Raw genomic sequence first — 19,314 nt, 5'->3', positions numbered from 1 at the left:
TCCTTCGCGTTTCGGTGGAGGGGAGGGCGCCGGCCCCCGCGTTCACGTCGGTGAGGGTCGGACGGCCAGGCCCGCTCAGAGCCGGGTCGGGGGCCGAATGACGCCCCCTAGGGGATGAGCGTACACGAAACCGCCCGCCCGACAGCGGCGTTCAGCGGCGGCGCCCGCGCCGGCGTTCAGCCGCGGCGCTGCCGCTCGTCCGCTGCGCGCGCCGCGGGCGCGTCGTCCTCCTCGACGCCGGCCGGGCGTGCTTCCACGCGGGACGCACCCCGGTCGGCCAGGGGAAGGGGAGGGCCGAGGAGGGCGTCGAGCGGCTCGACGCTGAAGATCTCTCGGTCCGGGTCCCAGCTCACGAGCAGCGCGCGGTCGCCCCGGCGGAGCGCGCCTTCCGTGTCGCACCGGACGTCGAGGATGTGGCTCGCCCCGCCCTCGTCGATCGTCGCCTGACCGAAGCGCTCGTCGACGCGCCCGGTGGAGATGACGCACACGCGGCCCACGAGATCCTTCTTCGACTGGCCGTGCCGGGTCACGAACAGCGGGCCGAGCGGCCGCACCGCGAGCGAGGTCGAGAGCACGGCCGCGACGAGCGAGCCGGCGAGCACCGCGACGCCGAGCGTCCAGCCAGGCAGCCCCCAGCCGAGCCAGAGCGGCTCGACGAGCACCGTCGACAGGGCGCTCGTGAACCAGCCGAACGCCGCGATCAGCGTGAGCGACACGGTCGCCGGCACGCGGTGCAGCTGGAGCGCGGCGAGGAGCGAGCCGGCGTCGTGCGCGCCGTCGGCCCCGCCCGCCGTGCCCGTGGCAGCGCCTTCGAGCGAGCCCGTGGAGACGCCTTCGAGCGAGCCCTTGACGGCGCCTTCGAGGGCGCCCTTGGCGGCACCTTCGAGCGCGCCCTTCGCTGCGCCTTCGAGCCCGCCGAGGTCGGGGGCAGCGTGGCCGTGGGCGCCGCCGAGCAGGTCGAGGTCGACCGCGCCCAGGAGGACGAACAGCCAGTAGATGAGCGCGAGCGCGAGCGCGACCGTGAAGATCACGGCAGGGAACGCGAGCGATGCGGCGAGCACCTCGGTCATAGACAGACGCGGGCAGGACGCGGCGCCCGCGACCGGCGTCTGCGATTGGATCACAAGGAGGGGATGGAGGGGGCCAAATTCGGTCGCCCGGCGCGCGGCCGAAAAGGCTTGACAGGCATGGACCGGCGCCTGTCGCGAGCCTCCCTACAGGGGGCTACCGGGATCGCGCAACCAAGATGCGATCCGGCCCGCCTGGAGAGGTGACGTCAACTCAACAGGCACCCATTCACCGAGCGCCGTGGCTCAGCGGGCTTCCTGGCCTTCGAGGCTCGAGAGCACGCTGAGGTCCTCGGGCCCACCGAAGACCGGCGCCGGCACGCCGAGGATGCCGAGATCGAGCAGTTCCCCGAACGACCTCGCCGAGATCGCGAAGTAGCCGTTGCACCGGGAAGCTCTCAGATCGGGCCTCGCGCTCGTCAGCGCGTCGAGCCTGCGCGCGCGCTCTCCCAGGATCGCGCCGACCTCCCGCGGCCGCGAGGCATGTTCGGTGAGCGCCGCGTAGGCGATGCGGATCCGCGGCTCGTCCTTCGGCAGCTTCGCGAACGCGTCCCGCGCCTCCCTCTGGAAACGCTCGGGCACGACGCAGAGCCCCGCGTGATCCGGGATGAGCCAGCCCTTCGACAGCGAGGCAAGGAGGATCGCGCTCTCGTCGTCGAGCAGCGCCCGTGCCTGCTCCGTCGGCGGCGTCGCATAGGCCGAATCGAGGATCAGCATGCGCCGCTCGTCCGCGCGCGCCCAGCGCCGGAGCTGGGCCGCTTCGAGCGGCGACAGGCGCGAGCCCCACGGCTTCAGGGGCTCGCAGATCAACACCGCGTCGAGCCCGTCGAGGGCAGGTAACCCGAGGCGCGCATTCCACGGGACGACGGTCGCTCCCGCCTCGGCCGCGAGCTGCTGGTAAACAGGGTAGACGTCGGCGGGGACACCGACGCGCGCTTCCCGCTTCGCGAGGAGCTCGAACAACGCGCGGAGCGAGCGACGGATACCGTGGCTGACCTGCGTGCGCGGCTTGAGCGCCTGCGGGAGCTCGAGGCGCGCGAGGAACCGCTCCGCGAGGTGACAGCGATACGGCGCCTCCGGGTGGGTCGAGGGCGCGATGGCCGGGAAGAGACGCGCGAGGCTCCGGTAAACGTTGAGCTCCGAGAGATCGACGAGCGAAGGACGCGCGGCCCTGAGCTCGGCGCGGCGCGCGAGGAACGCTTCGTGTTTCATAACGTCGAGCTCGGATCTTCCAGGGAGGCGAGGCAGGACCCGTCGGCCATCACGTTCCACGAGCGGACGAGGCCATGTGTCCGTTCCCAGCCGACCGATGGCTCGGTGTAGGCAGCCACGCGGAGCACACGGCCTCTCATGGTTCCTTCGAAGACCGGGCTCCCCCAGGGGAGCTCCGCGCATCGCTCGAAGCCGAGCTCCGCGAGCGTGTGGAGCACGAGAGAGAGAGGGACCTGGTTTGCCTCGCAATACCGGTTGGCCGCGCTCGGCGCCCACGGGTTCTCCGAGAGGCTCGAGATGTAGAGCTCCTTGAAGCACACCTCCTGAAACCCCTCTCCCGCGCTCCGTTCGAGGTAGGCGTGCACCTTCGCGGCGTCGTCGACGCCGCCGCGCTGGAGCACGCAGATGGCCCGGGTGCGGAGGCCCGGCGCGCCCCCCAGCGCGCCGGAGTCGACCTCGATCCCCAGGATGCGCGCGTCGTCTTCGCGCGTCACGCCGTGCCGGCTCACCGCGAGGGTGGTGAGCCCTGCCTCCCGGAGGCGTTCGACCTGCGCGAGGTCGAGGCGCGCGCCGTTCGTGATGAGGAGGGTCTTCGGGAAGAGCTCGGACAGGCCACGAACGAGCGCGCGGAGCCGTTCGGGCTCGAGCAATGTCGGCTCGCCGCCGCCGGTGATGACGGCGCGCTCGGCGCCGCGCTCCTTCGCGCGCTTCGCCCAGTCGAGATAGCGCTCCAGCGTCGCGCTCTGCTGGCGCGCGAGATCCGAGACGCTCGCCTTCGAGAAGCAGAATGCGCAACGCGCCTGGCAAGCATTCGCGACGGGCAGCACCGAGATGCTCCGCGGCCGGCATTTCGCCCAGTCGAGGAGGCCGGCGTCCTCCAGGCGAAAGGCCTCCGCGGTGATCTCCTCGTGCCGGGTGGGCAGGAGGGCGCCCTGCGCATCGACCCACGCCACGCCGCTCAAGGGGATCTCGCTCGCCGGCCAGCGCCAGCCGATGCCCGTGCCCGTCACGTCGTTCGGGCGCATCGCGTCGGGCCCGACGGGGAGCCGCGCCCGCAGCGCCACGACGCGATCCTTCGGCCGCCCGAGCCTCGTCACGAGCCTCCGCGCCTTCTCGAGCCCGGGCGCAAAGGGCTCGTCTTCCTTCAGCATGTAGAAAGCGTCGGGGAAGGTCGATTCACGGATCAACGCCTTCGAGTAACGCATCCCGTAGCGATCGAAGCCCCGCAGCCAGTTCGACAGCGGAATGAAGGCAACGAAGGGGACCATGGACGACATGGTCGATGAGTCACCGAGTCGAGTCAACCGGACGTGAGGCTCGCGGCGCTGCGGGCACATGCCCGAGGTCGGCCATCGGCATGCGCCTGGCTCTTGCGAAGACGAGATGATCCGGGGGAGTGGGGACGAGCCACGGTGCGATGGGCGCACGTGCTCTCGAGAGCTCAGGCGGCGCGGCGGGGCCTTATGAAGCGCCGGCGCAGCCGCGCGGCGGCGAGCGCCCCGAGGGCGAGCAGCCAGGCCGGCGTCTCCTGAGGGCCAGTCGCCGTGCGGCAGGCGCAGCCCCCTGCTGCGCTCGGGAGCTCACCTCCGCCGCTGCTCTGCGTGCCCGTCGCGCCAGCGCCGGTGGTCGTGGAGTCCTCGCCGCCCGCGCTGGTCGTGGTCGATGTGGCGCCTCCTTGATGGCTGGTGTCACCGCCTTGGCCGCCTGTGGCCGTGCCGCCAGCGCCCCCTTCGCCGCCAGCGCCCCCGTCGCCCCCGCCGCTGGTTCCGCCGCCTGGGTTGCCACCGGTGCCATTGCCCCCGTCGCCGCCGCCGGCGCCTGGATTGCCACCGACGCCGGCGCCGGCGTCGCCGCCGATGCCGCTGCTGGCGCTGCCACCGATACCACTGCTGGCATCGCCGCCGCCGCCGTCCGGATGACCACCGACACCGCTGCTGGCGCCGCCGCCGATGCCACTGCTGGTGTCGCCGCCGCCTACGCCGTTGCTGGCGCCGCCGCCGCTGCTGGCGTCGCCTCCGCCGTGGCCACCCGCGGCCGTGCCGCCTGCACCGCCGCTGCCGCTCACGGCCCCGCCGCCTTCGCCCGTGGTGCCGCCGCCGGCGCCGTCGCTGCCGCCCCCCGCGCCCGCGCTCTCGCTCCCGCCGCCGCCCGGCACGCAGGCGCCGCTCTGGCACATCCCGGACGACGCCGGCCGCGCTGTGACATAGAGCCACGCATTGTCGAGGCGTTGATAGCTCGTACCGCCGCCGGCGATCAGGATACGGCCGTCGTGGAGCCGCTCCACCACGGCGCTCTGAACCCTCACGTCCAGCGCCGGCGCGAGCGTCCAGGTGTCGCTGGCCGGGTCGTAGATCTCCGCCGTGAAGGCACCGTCATTGGCTCTGGATGCGGACGGGAGGCCCGTCACCAGGACCCTGCCGTCGGGGAGGAGCGCCGCGCTGGTGGGGGAGTACCGTGGCTCGACCGTCGCTCCCGTCGAGGTCCAGGTGTCGCTCGCCGGATCGTAGATCTCGGCCATCTCCAGGTTGCTTCTGCTGCTTCCTCCGCGTCCCCCGACGACGAGCACCCGGCCGTCCAGAAGCAGCGTTGCCGCGTGCTGTTGGCGGCTCCAGTTCATCGAGGCGACGCGCGTCCACGTGTTGGCCGCCGCGTCGTAGATCTCCGCGCTCACCCTCGGGGAGTCCTCGTCTCCGCCCGCGACGAGGACCCTGCCGTCCTGCAGCAACGTCGCCGTGGCGAGGCTCCGCGGGACGTTCATGGGCGCCGCCAGGGTCCACGTGTCCGTCACGGAGTCGTAGATCTCGACCTTTTCTGCGCCAGCGTCGATGTTGTTGTCGCCGCCGGCGACGAGCACCCGGCCGTCCGCGAGCGGCGTGACCGTCGCGCGGGTGATAAGGCGCGGCCCGGTGCTGGCCGCGGCCGGCGTCCACACGCCCGTCTCAGGGTCGAATCGCATCGTCGGCGAGGGGCGCCGGAGCGGGCGATCGGGGAGCCCCAGGGCCGTCCCATCAGGAAGCGATACGAGCCTCGACGGCAGCTTCAGCCCGTCCAGCTTCGCCGGCGGCTGCCACGAGCCCGTGCTCGGGTCGTAGCGGAGCCAGACATTGCCCGGCTGCGGCGGATTGCCTGTCTCGCCGAACCCGATCATGAGCAGCGTTCCATCCTGGAGCAGCGTGGCCCCGGGCTGGTTGAGGAGGACGCCCATCCGCCCCGTCACCTCCCAACCCTCTGCGGAACCGGCGAAGTCGCAGGGCGCGCCGTCCGGCTTCACGGACGCGGGCGCCGCGCACCCCGCCGCGGGGTCGCACACCGGCGCTTCATGACAGTCGTCGACGGGCAGGCACACCGCGAGGCTCGACCCCACGCAGGCCCCGCCCACGCAAGCGCTCGCCTCGGAGCACACGTCGCCGTCGCTGCAGGGGGTCCCGTCCGGCGCGGCTGCGCCGTCGACGCACGCGCCCGCCTCGCAAACACCCCCGACGACGCACGCGTCCGTGTCGTCGCAGGTGACGCCGGTGAGCGGGGTGCAGACGCCGTCCTGCGACGCGCCCGAGGCCGCCGCGCAGGCGTCGCAGGGCCCGGCGCAGGCCGCGTCGCAGCAGACCGAGTCCGCGCAGGAGCCGCTCCCGCAGTCGCTGTCCGTCTCGCAGGCGGCGCCGAGCGGCGAGCGCTCGCGGAAGAGCAGGGCCGATGCCGTGGCGGTCGTGGCGTCGATGTAGCCGCCGGCGATCAGCACGCTGCCGTCGTTGAGCCGCGTCGAGGAATGGCGGGCGCGCGCCATGGTTTCGGGCGGCTCCAGATCGAGGCTCGACCAGGAGAGGGTCGCCTCGTCGAAGATCGCGCGGGTCGCGTAGAAGGGATGGATGGGGTCCCTCGCCCCCTGCGCAAAACAGAGCTCCACACCTCCCGTGAGCAGCACCTTTCCGCTCGGGAGCAGCGATGTGCGCATTCCCTCGATGCCCGAGCCGCGCACAGCGCACGGCGTCGAGGCCGGAGCATACGACCCGGAAGTCGGCGCCCATCGATCGTCCTGCGGGAAATAGACCTGCGAGAAGGCAGGGTCAGCCGGGCCCGGACCGGCGCCGATGCCTCCCAGGACCAGGACCCCGCCGCCCGGGAGCGTCGTCGCGCTGGGGGCCTCGTGCTCGGTCGTCGGCCTTACGGCCCCGTTCTCCCAGGTCCAGAGCCGGGTCTCCAGATCATAGAGGCTGCAGCCGGCTCCTGTCACCATGACCCGGCCGTCCTGGAGCAGCGTTGCGCTCACGGGACTGGGCCCGTAGTCCCCGTACCGGTCCACGGATTTGCAGAACGGCAATTCTGTCCAGCCGCGCGACTCCGGGTCGTAGATGGCCGAATTCATGTAATAACGCAGGTCGGCCACGCCGTCCATGTTGCGATCCGCCTTGTCCCAGCCCAGGCCGACGAGCACCGGCCTGCCGCCGGCGAGCATCATCGAGGGCGCGGGGTGGGGTATCGACAGCGGCCCTGCGGGCGTCCAGGTGTCGGTCATCGGGTCGTAGATCTCGGCCGAAGGCAGGGACGTTCCCAGCGCCGCTGCGTTCCTCGTCCTGCCGCCGGCCACGAGGACATGGCCGTCTGGCAGCAGGACGGCCGCGTGTCCGCTGCGGGCCTGGAGGAGCGGCGCCGCAGGCGACCATGTCCTGGTCGCCGGGTCGTAGATCTCGACGGCCCGGAGGCTCATCGCCTCTCTCGTCGTGTAGGGCGGGTCGTCCAGCTCCGGGTATCCACCCGCGACGAGCACCCTGCCGTCCTTCAGCACCGTGGCCGTATGCTCGCCCCGCGGGGTGATCATCGGCGGCACGCTCTCCCAGGACGGCGCGGTGGCCGCCGACGCGACGCTCGCGCACAGTGCCACGAACCCGCAGGCAGCGGCGCTCCCGAGCCTTCCGATCGATCTCATGTCCCGATGGCCTCCGGCGCCTTCTGTTGCGCGCGGTGGCGCGAAAATTCAGGGCGTGGAGGACGCGCTCCTGGAGCGGAACGGCGGGCGGCGTGGACTCGGAGGATGTTTTTTCCCCTTCAGGGTCCGGCGCCGCGACCAGCAGAGCAGGCCGAGGGCGCCGAGCCACGCGGAGCCGGCCGCCGTGCCCGCCGGCGTCGGGTCGCCGCTCATGCTGCACCCGCTGCTGCTGTCGGGGCTGTCGGCGTCGGCGCCGGAAGAGGAGGCGCTGCCGGTGGTGGTGACACCGGTGTCGCCTGAGCTGCCAGCGCCGGAGGAAGAGCTCGCGGCGGTAGCGCTGGACGAGCCTCCACCTCCGCCGCCGGCACTGGCGGACGAAGCGGAGGTGCTCGACGCGGCGTCGCCGCCGGCGCCGCCGGCGCCCGAGGAGGAGGTGGCCGAGGCAGCGGCGTCATCGCCGCCAGCGGCCCCGTCGCCCCCGCCGCTGGTTCCGCCGCTTGGATCGCCACCGATACCACTGCCAACGTCGCCGCCGCCGGCGCCTGGATTGCCACCCACGCCACTGCTGCCATCGCCGCCGCTGCCGTCCGGATGACCACCGACACCGCTGCTGGCGCTACCGCCGATACCACCGCTGGTGTCGCCGCCGCTGCTGGCACCGCCGCCGATACCACCGCTGGTGTCGCCGCCGCCTACGCCGTTGCCGGCGCCGCCACCGCCGCCGCTGGCGTCGCCGCCTCCGCCGTGGCCGCCCGCGGCCGTGCCGCCTGCACCGCCGCTGCCGCTCACGGCCCCGCCGCCTTCGCCCGTGGTGCCGCCGCCGGCGCCGTCGCTGCCGCCCCCCGCGCCAGCGCTCTCGCCCCCGCCTCCGCCGGGCACGCAGGCGCCGCTCTGGCACATCCCGGGCGACGCCGGCTGCGCTGGGACATAGAGCCACGCATGGTCGAGACGTTGATACGTCGTACCGCCGCCGGCGATCAGGATGCGGCCGTCGTGGAGCCGCTCCATCACGGCACTCTGATGCATCACGTCAAGCGCCGGCGCGGGCGTCCAGGTGTCGCTCGCTGGGTCGTAGAGCTCGGCGGCGAAGGCACCGTCGTCGGCTCCGGATGCGGACGGGAGGCCCATCACCAGGACCCTGCCATCGGCGAGGAGCGCCGCGCTGGGGTACCCCCGTTGCTCGACCATCTCTCCGGTCGAGGTCCACGTGTCGCTCGCCGGATCGTAGATCTCGCCCGTCTTCATGTTGTCTCCGCCGCTTCCTCGTCCCCCGAGGACGAGCACCCGGCCGTCCAGGAGCAGCGTCGCCTCGTGTGAGCTGCGACTCCAGCGCATCGAGGCGACGCGTGTCCACGTGTTGGTCGCCGCGTCGTAGATCTCCGCGCTCATCCTCTGGGACTGCCTGTCACCGCCGGTGACGAGGACCCTGCCGTCCTGTAGCAACGTCGCCCTGGCGCGGCTTCGCGGGACGTTCATGGGCGCTGCCAGGGTCCACGTGTCCGTGACGGAGTCGTAGATCTCGACCTTTTCTCCGCCGCCGTCGACGTTGCCGTCGCCGCCGGCGACGAGCACCCGGCCGTCCGCGAGCGGCGTGACCGTCGCGTCGGTCATCTGGCGCGACACGAGGGTGGGCGCGGCGGGCGCCCAGACGCCCGTCGCAGGGTCGAATCGCACCGTCTGCGAGGGGCGCCGGAGCACGCTATTGGCGATCCCCAGGACCGTCCCGTCCGGAAGCGTTACGAGCCTCGACGGGCGCCTCGACACGTTCATCTTTTCGGGGGGCTGCCACGAGCCCGTGCTCGGGTCGTAGCGGAGCCAGACATCGTTCCACCGCGGCGGATTGCCTGTCTCGCCGTACCCGATCATGAGCAGCGTCCCATCCTGGAGCAGCGTGGCCGCAGGCAGGTTGAGGAGGACGCCCATCCGCCCCGTCGCCTGCCAGCCCTCGGCGGAGCCCGGGAAGTCGCAGAGCGCACCGTCCGGCTTCGCGGACGCGGGCGCCGCGCACCCCGCCGCGGGGTCGCACACCGGCGCTTCATGGCAGTCATCGACGGGCAGGCACACCGCGAGGCTCGACTCCACGCAAGCCCCGCCCACGCAAGCGCTGGCCGCGGAGCACACGTCGCCGTCGCTGCACGGGGTCCCGTCCGGCGCGGCCGCGCCGTCGACGCACGCGCCCGCCTCGCAAACACCCCCGACGACGCACGCGTCCGTGTCGTCGCAGGCGACGCCGGCGAGGGGGGTGCAGACGCCGTCCTGCGACGCGCCCGAGGCCGCCGCGCAGGCGTTGCAGGGCCCGGCGCAGGCCGCGTCGCAGCAGACCGAGTCCGCGCAGAAGCCGCTCCCGCAGTCGCTGTCGGCGTCGCAGCCCCCGCCGAGCGGCGAGCGCTCGCGGAAGAGCACGGCAGACGCCGTGGCGGTCGCGGCGTCGACGTAGCCGCCGGCGATCAGCACGCTGCCGTCGTTGAGCCGCGTCGAGGAATGGTAGGCGCGCGCCATGGTCACGGGCGGCGCCAGATCGAGGCTCGACCAGGAGAGGGTCGCCTCATCGAAGAGCGCCTGGGTCGCATAGAAAGGAACGACGGACGCTGTCGAGCCCGCGGACCTGCAGGGCTCCACGCCTCCGGTCAACAGCACCTTTCCGCTCGGGAGCAGCGAGGTGCGCATCCCCTGGATACCCGAGGAGTCCTGCCCGCACGGGCTCGATGCCGGAGCATACGGTCCCGGGGTCGGCTCCCAGCGGTCGTCCTGCGGCAGGTAGAGCTGCGAGAAGGCGTGAATCTCCGGGGCCGAGCCGGCGGGGAGGGTGCCTCCCACGACCAGGACCCCGCCGCCCGGGAGCGTCGTCGCGCCGGGATACGCAAGCTCGGTCGTCGGCTTCACGGCGCCCAGCTCCCAGGTCCAGAGCTGGGTCTCCAGGTCATAGAGGCTGCAGCCGCCTCCGGCCACCATCACGCGGCCGTCCTGGAGCAGGGTCGCGCTCACAGGCTGGGGCCTGTAAGGCAGCCTCACCCACCGGTCCACGGCGTCGCAGTGCGGAAGGTCCGTCCAGCCGCGCGACTCCGGGTCGTAGATGGCTGCGTTCTGGTAATAGTGCAGCACGAACTGGCCATCGAACTCGTCGTAGACGTCTTGCCAGGCCAGCCCGACGAGCACCGGCCTGCCGCCGGCGAGCATCATCGAGGGCGCGGGGTGGGGTATCGACAGCGGCCCTGCGGGCGTCCAGGTGTCGGTCATCGGGTCGTAGATCTCGGCCGAAGACAGGGAGGTTCCCTGGGCCTGTGCGTTCATCATCCTGCCGCCGGCCACGAGGACATGGCCGTCTGGCAGCAGGATGGCCGCGTGTCCGCTGCGGGCCTGGAGGAGCGGCGCCGCGGGCGACCATGTCCCGGTCGCCGGGTCATAGATCTCGACCGCCTTGAGGCTCATCGCCTCTCTCGTCGTGTAGGGCGGTCCGTCCAGCTCCGGGTATCCCCCCGCGACGAGCACCCTGCCGTCCTTCAGCACCGTGGCCGTATGCTCGCCCCGCGGGGTGATCATCGGCGGCGCGCTCTCCCAGGACGGCGCGCTGGCCGCCGACGCGACGCCCGAGCACAGCATGACGAACCCCCAGGCAGCGGCGCTCCCGAGCCTTCCGATCGATCTCATGTCCCGATGGCCTCCGCCGCCTTCTGTTGCTCGCGGTGGCACGAAAGTTCAGAGCGTCGAGGACACGCTCCTGGAGCGGAATGTCGGGCGGAGAGCCAGCACCGTCGCCGCCGCCGCCATGACACGGCCTGACGCCGCCAGGCACGCCGCCCGATGTGCCGTCGACACGGCAGCAAGCAGCTCATTTTGGCACGATCTCATCGTTTCACGCTGGGAAATCGCTGTTTGCGTGCGGCTTCAACCCGCTTGTCGCTCCAGGCGTGGCTGCGGCGGCTCCCGCCGCCACGTGTGCCGCGCGCTCGACCCGCGATCGACCGCAGCGCGGCGGCCCGCCCACCTGGGCCATTCGCGCCGGATCTCAGGAGGCGTTCCGGCGCGACTCGTTGTTCTTCGTCTCCGGGGGTGACGTCGCGCCGATGGAGGTCGCGGAGCCCGCCGTGACGCCGCTCGTGCTCGCGGCGGCGCGCTCGCTCGACGACGACCCCGCGCTCGTCCTCGCCTCGCCCTGCTGCTGCTCGCGGTGGAGCCGGATCTCGTTTCGCACGTCGACCACGCCCGAGATCCGCTCGGCGAGCGCCTCCAGCTGGTGCTTGAAGCGACGCTCGCGGACGGTCCCGGAGAGGATGACCTCGCCGCTCTGCACCTTCACCTCGACGTCGCTCGCGTCGAGGTCCGGCTGATCGGAGATCTGGTCGCAGATATCCTCGCGGATCCGCTCGTCCGAACGCTTGTACCCCTTGGGCGGGCGACCACGCGAGCCGCTGAGCCCGCCGCCCTGTCGAACGGTCTCGAGGAAGCTGCGGCCGCCTGCGGCCTGTCCGCCGGATCCCTGTCCGCCGTAGGGCTGAGGGGAACGGCCCTGATCGCCGCCGAAGGACGACTCGTGGCCTTCGTACCCGCGTTGCTGTCCTGGCCGCTCGTTCCAGCCGCGCTCGTCGTCGGCCCACTGCCGGAGGCCGCCGCGGGCTCCGTATCCTTCGTGCTGGACCCCGCCCAGGCCTCCCTGGCGACCGAAGCCGCCCTGGCCGCCACCAGATCCACCCTGGCCACCGAATCCACCCTGGCCTCCGAGGCCGCCCTCACTGCCCTGGCCGCCGCCGAAGTGGCCCTGTCCGCCGAAGCCGCCCTGGCCAACCTGGCCGCCGAATCCACCCTGGCCAGCGAAGTGGCCCTGCCCGGCGCCATGACCGCCCTGGCTGCCACCGAAGCCACCCTGTCCGCCGAAGTGGCCCTGACCGGCGCCATGACCGCCCTGGCTGCCACCGAAGCCACCCTGTCCGCCGAGATGGCCCTGTCCGCCGAAGCGGCCCTGTCCGCCCTCATCGCCATAGACGCCCTGGCCACCGGCGAAGCCGCCCTGGCCGCGGCCGGATCCCTCTCCGCCGTAGCCGCCGAAGTGGCCCTGTCCACCGAAGCCGCCCTGGCCGCCACCGAAGCCGCCCTGACCGCCGCCGACTCCGCCCTGGCCGCCGCCGTAACCGCCTTGGCCGCCGCCGAAGCCGCCTTGGCCGCCGTAGCCGCCCTGGCCGCCGCCGAAGTGACCTTGGCCGCCGTGACCGCCCTGGCCGCCACCGAAGCTGCCCTGGCCGCCGCCGAAGCCGCCCTGGCCGCCGCCGAAGCCGCGCCTGGCGCCAAGATCGTCTCGACCTCCTCGCTGGAAGTCATCACGCTGGCCGCCCCAGGCCTCACGCTGGGCGTCCTCGCGCTGCCCCCAGGCGCGATCCTGTCGGCCCTCGTAGCCGCGTTCGCCGTGGCCGCGCCAGCGCGGGTCGCCCTCGCCGCCGCGCTCGCCCTCGTGGCCGCGTCCGACAGACTCTCGCTGATCGGCGCGACCGCGGAAATCATCGTGACCTCCGCGGGAAGGGCGCCGATCGTCCTGCTGGAGGACTTGCTCGTAGTTGCCACGATGCCCGTAACTAGCATCCCCGCTCGCTCCGCGCTCGCCACGATATCGCTCATCGCCTCGCTGACCCTGGGTTGGCCCAAATCGCTCGTCGTCGCGCCCGGGCCCATCGTTATGTTCCTCGTCGATCCATCCCTGACGATTCGGCATGACTCTCCGCCTTTCTTGCGAGGAGAGCGACACGGCAGCGAAACTGGGCCGCTCCTCTCCCGTGATCCAGCCGACGCTCGACCCACATTTGGGCCACATTTGGGCCACATCCGGGCCACATCCGGGCCACGTTCGGACCACGCACGAGCGTGCGGGAGGACAGCCGTATCGGGCCGCCTGTCGTGCGTGCCTGTCCGGCGCCGCGTGGGCTGAAGATCCAGGGCCCCGACGCCCCGGCGCGATCCGACATCGCAAGGGGTGTTCCAGGACGGCGAGGGCGGTATTTCGCTCCGTTTTCAGGGAGTTTTCGCCCCGTGAGGCCCCCTGCGAGGTGCGATGCGCCCCATGCCGGAGCGACCAAAGCGTCTCACAGAGACGTTGTGCCACAGTCACGACATCATGAATTAGGGCCTCCCCTGAGCGTGGCTCGGGAGCCGACGGACGATGTCACACGGTTTTCCGTGTCACGCCGCGGCGTTTCTCACCGAGATGTTGATTCTCGGGCATCCGAGCTCGACCATGGCTATGCGGATGAGGCCGCCTTACAGTCCAGCCGATGAGCCCGCCTCGTCGATCGCCGATGAGCTTCCTCGAACGCCGCACGCTCGCGGGCGCTCCACGGAAGGCGCGAGAGACAGAGCGCGAGGATCGAAAAAGCGATGCGACGAGGGGCGAGCCGCGACACGAGCCGGGAGAAGAAAGAGCAAGGCGGAAGGCGAGAAATGTGACCATCGCGGTATACCGGCCGGACGCTCCGCAGGCCGCGGCGAGATCCGCGGTTCGCGTGTTCGTGTGCGGGCGGGAGCCCGGCCCGCTCCTCGCCGAAAATCCATGCGCGCGCCGCGCGGCCGCGACTACCCTCGCGCCTCCCTCGGAGCTCCCATGCCGGCCCAGCGAAGCGTGACGAAATGGCTCGAGCGAGCCCCTGCGCCGGTGTTCACGGCCTTCGCCGTGATCGCCGCGTTCGCGACCTACTTCTGCATGTACGCCTTCCGCAAGCCGTTCGCGGTCGGCTCGTACAAGGGGATGGTCGCGCTGCCGCTGCTCCCCGCGCTCGATCTGAAGAGCCTCTACATCATCGCCCAGGTGCTCGGGTACTGCGCCTCCAAGTTCCTTGGCATCAAGGTCGTCTCCGAGATGCCGCCCGAGCGGCGCGCGCTCGCCATCCTCGCGTGCATCGGGGTGAGCGAGGTCGCGCTCGTCCTGTTCGGGCTCGCGCCGGCCCCGTACGCCGCCGTCTTCCTGGTGCTGAACGGCCTGCCCCTCGGCATGGTCTGGGGGCTCGTCTTCGGCTTCCTCGAGGGGCGCCGCGTGAGCGATCTGCTCGGCGCCGGCCTCTGCGCCAGCTTCATCGTCGCGAGCGGCTTCGTGAAGACCGTCGGCAAAATCACGCTCGGCTGGGGGGTCCCGGAGGTGTGGATGCCCGCGGTGACGGGGGCCCTCTTCTTCCCGCCGCTGCTCCTCTCGGTGTGGATGCTCGCGCAGATCCCGCCGCCCTCGGTGGACGACGAGGCGCTCCGGACCCGGCGCGCGCCGATGGACCGCGCCGCGCGCCGCGCGTTCGTCCTCGCGAACGGGGGCGGGCTCGCGACCCTCGTCCTCGGCTACGTCGTCCTCACCGCCTACCGCGATTTCCGGGACAACTTCGCCCGCGAGATCTGGGACGCCCTCGGCTACACCGACCAGCCGGCCATCCTGACGACGGCCGAGATCCCCGTGGCGATCGGCGCGCTCCTCTCGGTCGCGGTGATGATCGGCATCCGCAACAACCGCGCGGCGCTCGTCGCGATCCACGGCGTCATGGTCGCGGGGGCGGCGCTCGCGGGGCTGAGCACCGCGCTCTACCAGGCGGGCGTCATCGGCCCCGTCGCCTGGATGATCAGCGTCGGGCTCGGGCTCTACGTGGGGTACGTCCCGTACAACTGCGTCCTCTTCGACCGGCTCATCGCGGCCGTGGGCTCGGTGGCGACGGCGGGATTCCTGATCACCGCGGCCGACGCCTTCGGCTACCTCGGGAGCGTGGCGCTCCTGCTCTACAAGAGCTTTGGCCAGGCGAAGCGCTCGTGGCTCGAGTTCTTCCTCGGCTTCAGCTACGCGACCGCGTTCCTCTGCGGGGCCCTCTTCGCCGCGTCCGCGGCGTACTTCTGGCTGCGCACCCGCGGCCCGTCCGCCACGGTGCGGCCCGCGGCGCTCGACGCCTGAGCGCGCCGCGCGCCACGCGCTACCAGCTGCAGGCCGCGCGGGCGAGCTATAGCGGGCGCGCGGCGCCGGCGAGGTGAGGGAAGGGCTCAGTTGATCGGCGGGATCTCGGTCTTGCAGCCGACCTGGAGCTGGACCTGCCCGCCCGCCTGGAAGCGGGTGCAGGTCGCGGGGCACATCACGATCTTGGTCGGCGTGCCGCCGGTCGTGGGGTCGACGTCGTAGTACCAGCCGCCGGCGGTCGCGTCGCAGCGCGCCTCGCTGGCCACGTAGAAGATGGTCGACGGGGCGTTGCCCTCCGGCGGCGTGTGCTGGACGTTGAGCGTCCCGTAATCGAGCGTCTGCCCGGCGGACGGCGCCGGGACCTGGTACTCGCACGCGAGGCTCGTCCCGCGGATCTCGCTGAGCGCGTCGAGGAACGCCTGCGTCACGTCGGAGCTCGTGTCGATGAAGTACGCCGACGTCGTCCCGCCGCCCTCGGCGATGCGGTTCATCGTGTCCTGGGCGCCGTCGTCGTCCCTGCCGAAGACACCGATGACGAAGGTCGAGATGCTCGGCGAGCCGCTCAGCCCCTCGGCCGCGATCTCCGCGATGCCGTCGGCGGACGTGGGATTGCACTCGGTGGGCATCCCGTCGGTGGCGAGCACGGTGACGACCCTGTGGGTCGGGTTCGCCTCGGCGTGGGCCCGGGCCTGGGCGATCGCGCCGGACAGGGCGCCAGCGGTGGGCGTGCCCCCGTCGGGGAATGTCCGGTCGATCGACCCGATGAGCTCGTCGGCCCAGGCGGCGTCGAGCGGCGCGATCGAGACGGCGGGCGTCGCGTAGTCTTCGGTGACGCACGAGTACGGGTGAGCGCAGCTGCTCCGGGACACCTTGTTGCACGTGCCCGCGCGGTTGGGACAGCGCGCGCCGATGTCACTGCAGATGACGTCCGTGTTCTGGGAGCAGACGCCGATGTCGATGCACTCGTCGCCGTCCGGGCAGTCCGAGTCGGCGACGCAGACCTGGAGGCTCGTGCGGGGGTCGAACGAGCTGCGACAGGCCCGGAGCGCGCACGGCCCGCTGATGCCGCACTCCTGGTGGGTCCTGCAGCTCATGGGCTGGCCGGCGTTCAGCAGAGGGAAGTACTGGAGCCCGACGCCGAGCCCCTCCGACTTGGGGTCGGTGAAGAAGGCCTCGAGCGCGTCGGTCACGGCGCTCCACTTGGTGCCGCCCGTCGCGAGCCGATCTCTCATCGACCCCGACGAGTCGAGCATGATGTAGAGGTCGAGCGGCACGAGCTCCGCCGTCTTCGTCTCCCCGGCGCACGACGCCTCGCCGCCGGCGCCCTCGCCGGCGCCGCTGCTGGGCCCGGTGGTGATCTCGCCAGGCCCGTCGGTGCCATATCCGGTGCTCGTTGCTCCGCCTGTTCCAGATCCATTCCCCGAGCCATTCCCGGAACCATTCCCCGGGCCTGTCCCCGCGCTGGCTCCGGCACCCGCCCCGCCGGCTCCGCCGGCGGAGACCGAGCCATCGGACCCCCCGCACGCCGCGAAGATCACGCTGATCCCCGTCGCGGCGAGCGCCACCCTCGTTGACCGGTTCCTCATGAGAAGAATCGAAACACCCTGGAAGCGCTTTGTCGAGCGCGTTGACTCGAACCCTCTGTCCTCCTGTCCGCGCTCTGGCTCGGTGTGCGACGGGGTGAGAGGCTTCAGGGGAGGCCAGGCGATAGCTGAGCTCACCGTGTGCTCACGGGCACAGGATTGCTCCGAAGCACAGGATTGCTCCGGTCAGTAAGGTGCTTTGGAGCACACCTCTGCTCCGGAGCTTAGGGCTCGGCCGGAGCGCAGCGTGCTTTGGAGTACAGCGGGGGCTTCCGGCGCGTGGCGCTTTGCCGGAATGCAGGGGTCGGGAGCGCCGGGGGGGCTCCGTAGGGCGGCGCGGCGCCGGGCTCAGGGCTGCTTCTTCGGACCGACGAGGCTGCGGAGGACGGCGCGGGCGACCTCGGCCCCCGTCGCGTCGCGCAGGCTCACCGGGATATCGTACTCCCTGCGCTCGCTGCTCTCCGGGAGCGGGCACTCGCAGACGGCGCGGATCGTCCCGCGCGCCTTCTTCACGTACTCGATCGAGAGGCCCGCGACGATGAACCGGGCGTCATCGGGCAGCGCGTAGGACAGCGCCGTGTTGCCGGTGAGCTCGGCGAGGTTGACGAGCGCGACGGCGTGCACCGAGCGGAGGTGGTTGCGCAGCCCCGGCCGGTCGCGCATCGACACCTCCGCGCGGCCGCGCTCGAGGACCTCGACCTCGGCGCGGATCGTCCCCGTGTACGGGGCCATCGCGCCGATGAGCCGGCTGAACAGGCGCTTGCCCCCTGGCAGGGGGCTCAGCTTGTCCCAGACGTCGCGGATGGTGTTGCGGCGCGAGCTCGCCGCGATCGATGCGAGAGAGAAGTCGGTGAGCTTCATGCGCTGGATCCGCGGGGCGGGGGCGGCAGCCTGCCTCGAATCGCGCGCGGGCGCACCCGGAATCCCCGGCCAGCCGGTGCGTCCCGGCGCCTCTCGCGCCGCAACCTGGGCGCAGCACGACTCATTCTCGGCATGAATTGTACTTCAGAATGCTATTCGATAATCGGATGGATCCGGAGCGCCCCGGCGCCCCGTTGTCGCGAGGATTCTGCCGGATTTCCGGCCTCCGGACGCCCGTGAGCAGCCGTCCGGCCCCCCGTCCGTCGCGCGTGGCCTGCTTCGGGCGGCAATCTCGCGTCCGTGCCCGGAACTGGACTTGTGTATGACAAGACCTCGACGTCCGGGCCAAGGTGGCCCACCCGAGAAAGAGCGCGCTTTCGAGCTTCTCTTTCGTGAGCAAACCTCCGCGCTCGTAGGGCGCTGGTTGACGGGCCTGGGGGTCCCGCTGCGCGATCGCAAGGACCTCGCGCAGGAGGTCCTGTTCGCGGCGTACCTCAGCTTCAACAAATACAACCCCGAGATCTCCCGGCCCGAGCGCTGGCTGAACAGGATCACGGTCCACACGGCCTCGCACTACCTGCAGCGGGCCCAGCACCGCTACGAAGAGCTCGTGCCCGACGAGGAGCTCCCTCCCCTCGTCGACCCCGCCAAGACCTCGGAAGAGCTGCTGATCTCGGATCAGGAGCGGCTCGTCGTGCTGGAGCTCATGCAGCAGCTCGACGCGGACGCGCACTGGATCCTGGTCGGGCACGATCTCCACAGCACCCCGATGGCGGATCTCGCGCAGCAGCGCGGCATCCCGCTGTCCACCGCGTACAAGTGGCGCGCGCGCGCCATCCGCCTGTTCCACGACATCGTCGTGAAGCGCCGGCGCGAGGACCGGAAGAGGGAGGGCTTTCGCGTCGTGCTGCCCCTGGATCTGGCGGCGCTCCTCGCCACGGCGCGGATCTCGCCGCGCGTGCCCGACGACGTCCGGGTCTCGATCCTCCGCGGCGTGCAGGAGTCGGTGGGGGCGCTCGAGGCGGGCAGCGCCGGGAAGGCCGCCGGGGGCGTCGGCCAGGCGCTGAGCGACGCAGCGACGTGGCTCAAGGGCCTCGCGAAGCTCGTCCAGCTGCCGACCCTGGGCGTCGCCGCGCCCGTCGCGGCCACGGCCGCGGCGGCCACGGGGGCGGCCTGGCTCGCGCTCCGGGCCCCGGAGCCGCCGCCTCCGCAGGAGGTGAGGCACGTCGTGCCCGCGCTCGTCGCCGCCATGCCGCCGCGCCGGCCCGCCGAGCCGCCGGCGCCGCCCGCCGAGCCGCCGGCGCCGCCCGTCGCGCCGCCGGCGGCCCCGGCGCCCGTCGAGGCGCCGCGGCAGAGCGCCCCGGCCCAGCGGCGCGCGCGCGTGCCGCCGCGCGACCGGGGGGAGCGCGCGCCGGCGCCGGTCGCCGCCGAGACGATCGAGAAGCTCAAGATCGAGATCGACGGGCCCGGCAGCAATCACGACATCGCCCTGTTCGACGCGGTCACCGAGGCGCTGCAGGCGCGCGATGCGGACCGGGCGATCGCGGCGCTCCAGCGCTACGAGCGCGAGATGCCGAACACCCTCTTCGCGTCCGAGCGCAAGGTGCTCTGGATCCGGGCGTTCGTGATCGCGAAGCGTTACCCGGAGGCGCGCGCCCTGCTCGAGGAGGTGCGGCCCGATACCGCGATCCAGCGGCAGGCGATCGAGGAGCTGGACATGATCCTGAACCCCCGGTGAGCGGGCGACCGGGCCGCCGCGCGCCCCGC

At 72.1% G+C, this 19,314-nt stretch carries 11 protein-coding genes; 3 read left to right on the top strand and 8 right to left on the bottom strand.

Annotated features, from left to right (window positions below; genetic code table 11):
* Positions 1–176: 176 nt before the first annotated feature.
* From WME95_RS29065 to WME95_RS29040, 6 genes are all read right to left on the bottom strand, one after another.
* Positions 177–1,070, bottom strand: coding sequence for a glycine zipper family protein (locus tag WME95_RS29065; RefSeq protein ID WP_437902613.1), 894 nt, complete (start codon positions 1,068–1,070; stop codon positions 177–179).
* Between the two features lie 243 nt (positions 1,071–1,313).
* On the bottom strand, positions 1,314–2,279 hold the full coding sequence (locus WME95_RS29060) for a hypothetical protein (RefSeq protein ID WP_437902612.1): 966 nt from the start codon (positions 2,277–2,279) through the stop codon (positions 1,314–1,316).
* The gene (locus WME95_RS29055; RefSeq protein ID WP_437902611.1) at positions 2,276–3,547 is read right to left on the bottom strand and encodes a radical SAM protein; all 1,272 of its coding nucleotides are present in this window, start codon (positions 3,545–3,547) and stop codon (positions 2,276–2,278) included. The genes WME95_RS29060 and WME95_RS29055 overlap by 4 nt, the downstream gene beginning before the upstream one ends.
* 173 nt (positions 3,548–3,720) lie before the next feature.
* On the bottom strand, positions 3,721–7,200 hold the full coding sequence (locus WME95_RS29050) for a kelch repeat-containing protein (protein WP_437902610.1): 3,480 nt from the start codon (positions 7,198–7,200) through the stop codon (positions 3,721–3,723).
* Positions 7,201–7,248: 48 nt separating this feature from the next.
* Entirely contained in the window at positions 7,249–10,848 is a 3,600-nt protein-coding gene (locus WME95_RS29045) for a Kelch repeat-containing protein (RefSeq protein ID WP_437902609.1), read from the bottom strand.
* 358 nt (positions 10,849–11,206) lie between these two features.
* Positions 11,207–11,560 carry a BON domain-containing protein gene (locus tag WME95_RS29040; protein WP_437911041.1) on the bottom strand — a complete coding sequence of 118 codons (354 nt, stop codon included), beginning with the start codon at positions 11,558–11,560 and terminating at the stop codon, positions 11,207–11,209.
* A 171-nt stretch (positions 11,561–11,731) separates the two neighbouring features.
* Here WME95_RS29040 and WME95_RS29035 point away from each other — a divergent pair, with 171 nt between their 5' ends.
* Both WME95_RS29035 and WME95_RS29030 read left to right on the top strand, forming a co-directional pair.
* Entirely contained in the window at positions 11,732–13,114 is a 1,383-nt protein-coding gene (locus WME95_RS29035) for a hypothetical protein (protein WP_437911129.1), read from the top strand.
* Between the two features lie 669 nt (positions 13,115–13,783).
* A complete protein-coding gene (locus WME95_RS29030; RefSeq protein ID WP_437902608.1) occupies positions 13,784–15,103 on the top strand; it encodes a DUF5690 family protein in 1,320 nt (439 codons plus the stop codon).
* An 86-nt stretch (positions 15,104–15,189) separates the two neighbouring features.
* Here WME95_RS29030 and WME95_RS29025 read toward each other — a convergent pair whose 3' ends face one another.
* On the bottom strand, positions 15,190–16,689 hold the full coding sequence (locus WME95_RS29025; protein ID WP_437902607.1) for a hypothetical protein: 1,500 nt from the start codon (positions 16,687–16,689) through the stop codon (positions 15,190–15,192).
* 345 nt (positions 16,690–17,034) lie between these two features.
* Positions 17,035–17,547 carry a hotdog fold domain-containing protein gene (locus tag WME95_RS29020; RefSeq protein ID WP_437902606.1) on the bottom strand — a complete coding sequence of 171 codons (513 nt, stop codon included), beginning with the start codon at positions 17,545–17,547 and terminating at the stop codon, positions 17,035–17,037.
* Between the two features lie 424 nt (positions 17,548–17,971).
* On the opposite strand from WME95_RS29020, the gene WME95_RS29015 reads away from it, so the two are divergent.
* Positions 17,972–19,285, top strand: coding sequence for a sigma-70 family RNA polymerase sigma factor (locus WME95_RS29015; protein ID WP_437902605.1), 1,314 nt, complete (start codon positions 17,972–17,974; stop codon positions 19,283–19,285).
* Positions 19,286–19,314 lie beyond the last annotated feature (29 nt).

Source organism: Sorangium sp. So ce327 (genome assembly GCF_051530205.1).
GTDB lineage: Bacteria > Myxococcota_A > Polyangia > Polyangiales > Polyangiaceae > Sorangium > Sorangium cellulosum_B.
The sequence above is the reverse complement of the archived record's forward strand: the minus strand, read 5'-3'. Positions and strand labels throughout refer to the sequence as shown.

What these genes read in the sequence shown, in the direction of transcription:
- WME95_RS29065 (WP_437902613.1), bottom strand. Translation starts at nt 1,070, where the DNA reads ATGACCGAGGTGCTCGCCGCATCGCTCGCGTTCCCTGCCGTGATCTTC.
- WME95_RS29060 (WP_437902612.1), bottom strand. Translation starts at nt 2,279, where the DNA reads ATGAAACACGAAGCGTTCCTCGCGCGCCGCGCCGAGCTCAGGGCCGCG.
- WME95_RS29055 (WP_437902611.1), bottom strand. Translation starts at nt 3,547, where the DNA reads ATGGTCCCCTTCGTTGCCTTCATTCCGCTGTCGAACTGGCTGCGGGGC.
- WME95_RS29050 (WP_437902610.1), bottom strand. Translation starts at nt 7,200, where the DNA reads ATGAGATCGATCGGAAGGCTCGGGAGCGCCGCTGCCTGCGGGTTCGTG.
- WME95_RS29045 (WP_437902609.1), bottom strand. Translation starts at nt 10,848, where the DNA reads ATGAGATCGATCGGAAGGCTCGGGAGCGCCGCTGCCTGGGGGTTCGTC.
- WME95_RS29030 (WP_437902608.1), top strand. Translation starts at nt 13,784, where the DNA reads ATGCCGGCCCAGCGAAGCGTGACGAAATGGCTCGAGCGAGCCCCTGCG.
- WME95_RS29025 (WP_437902607.1), bottom strand. Translation starts at nt 16,689, where the DNA reads ATGAGGAACCGGTCAACGAGGGTGGCGCTCGCCGCGACGGGGATCAGC.
- WME95_RS29020 (WP_437902606.1), bottom strand. Translation starts at nt 17,547, where the DNA reads ATGAAGCTCACCGACTTCTCTCTCGCATCGATCGCGGCGAGCTCGCGC.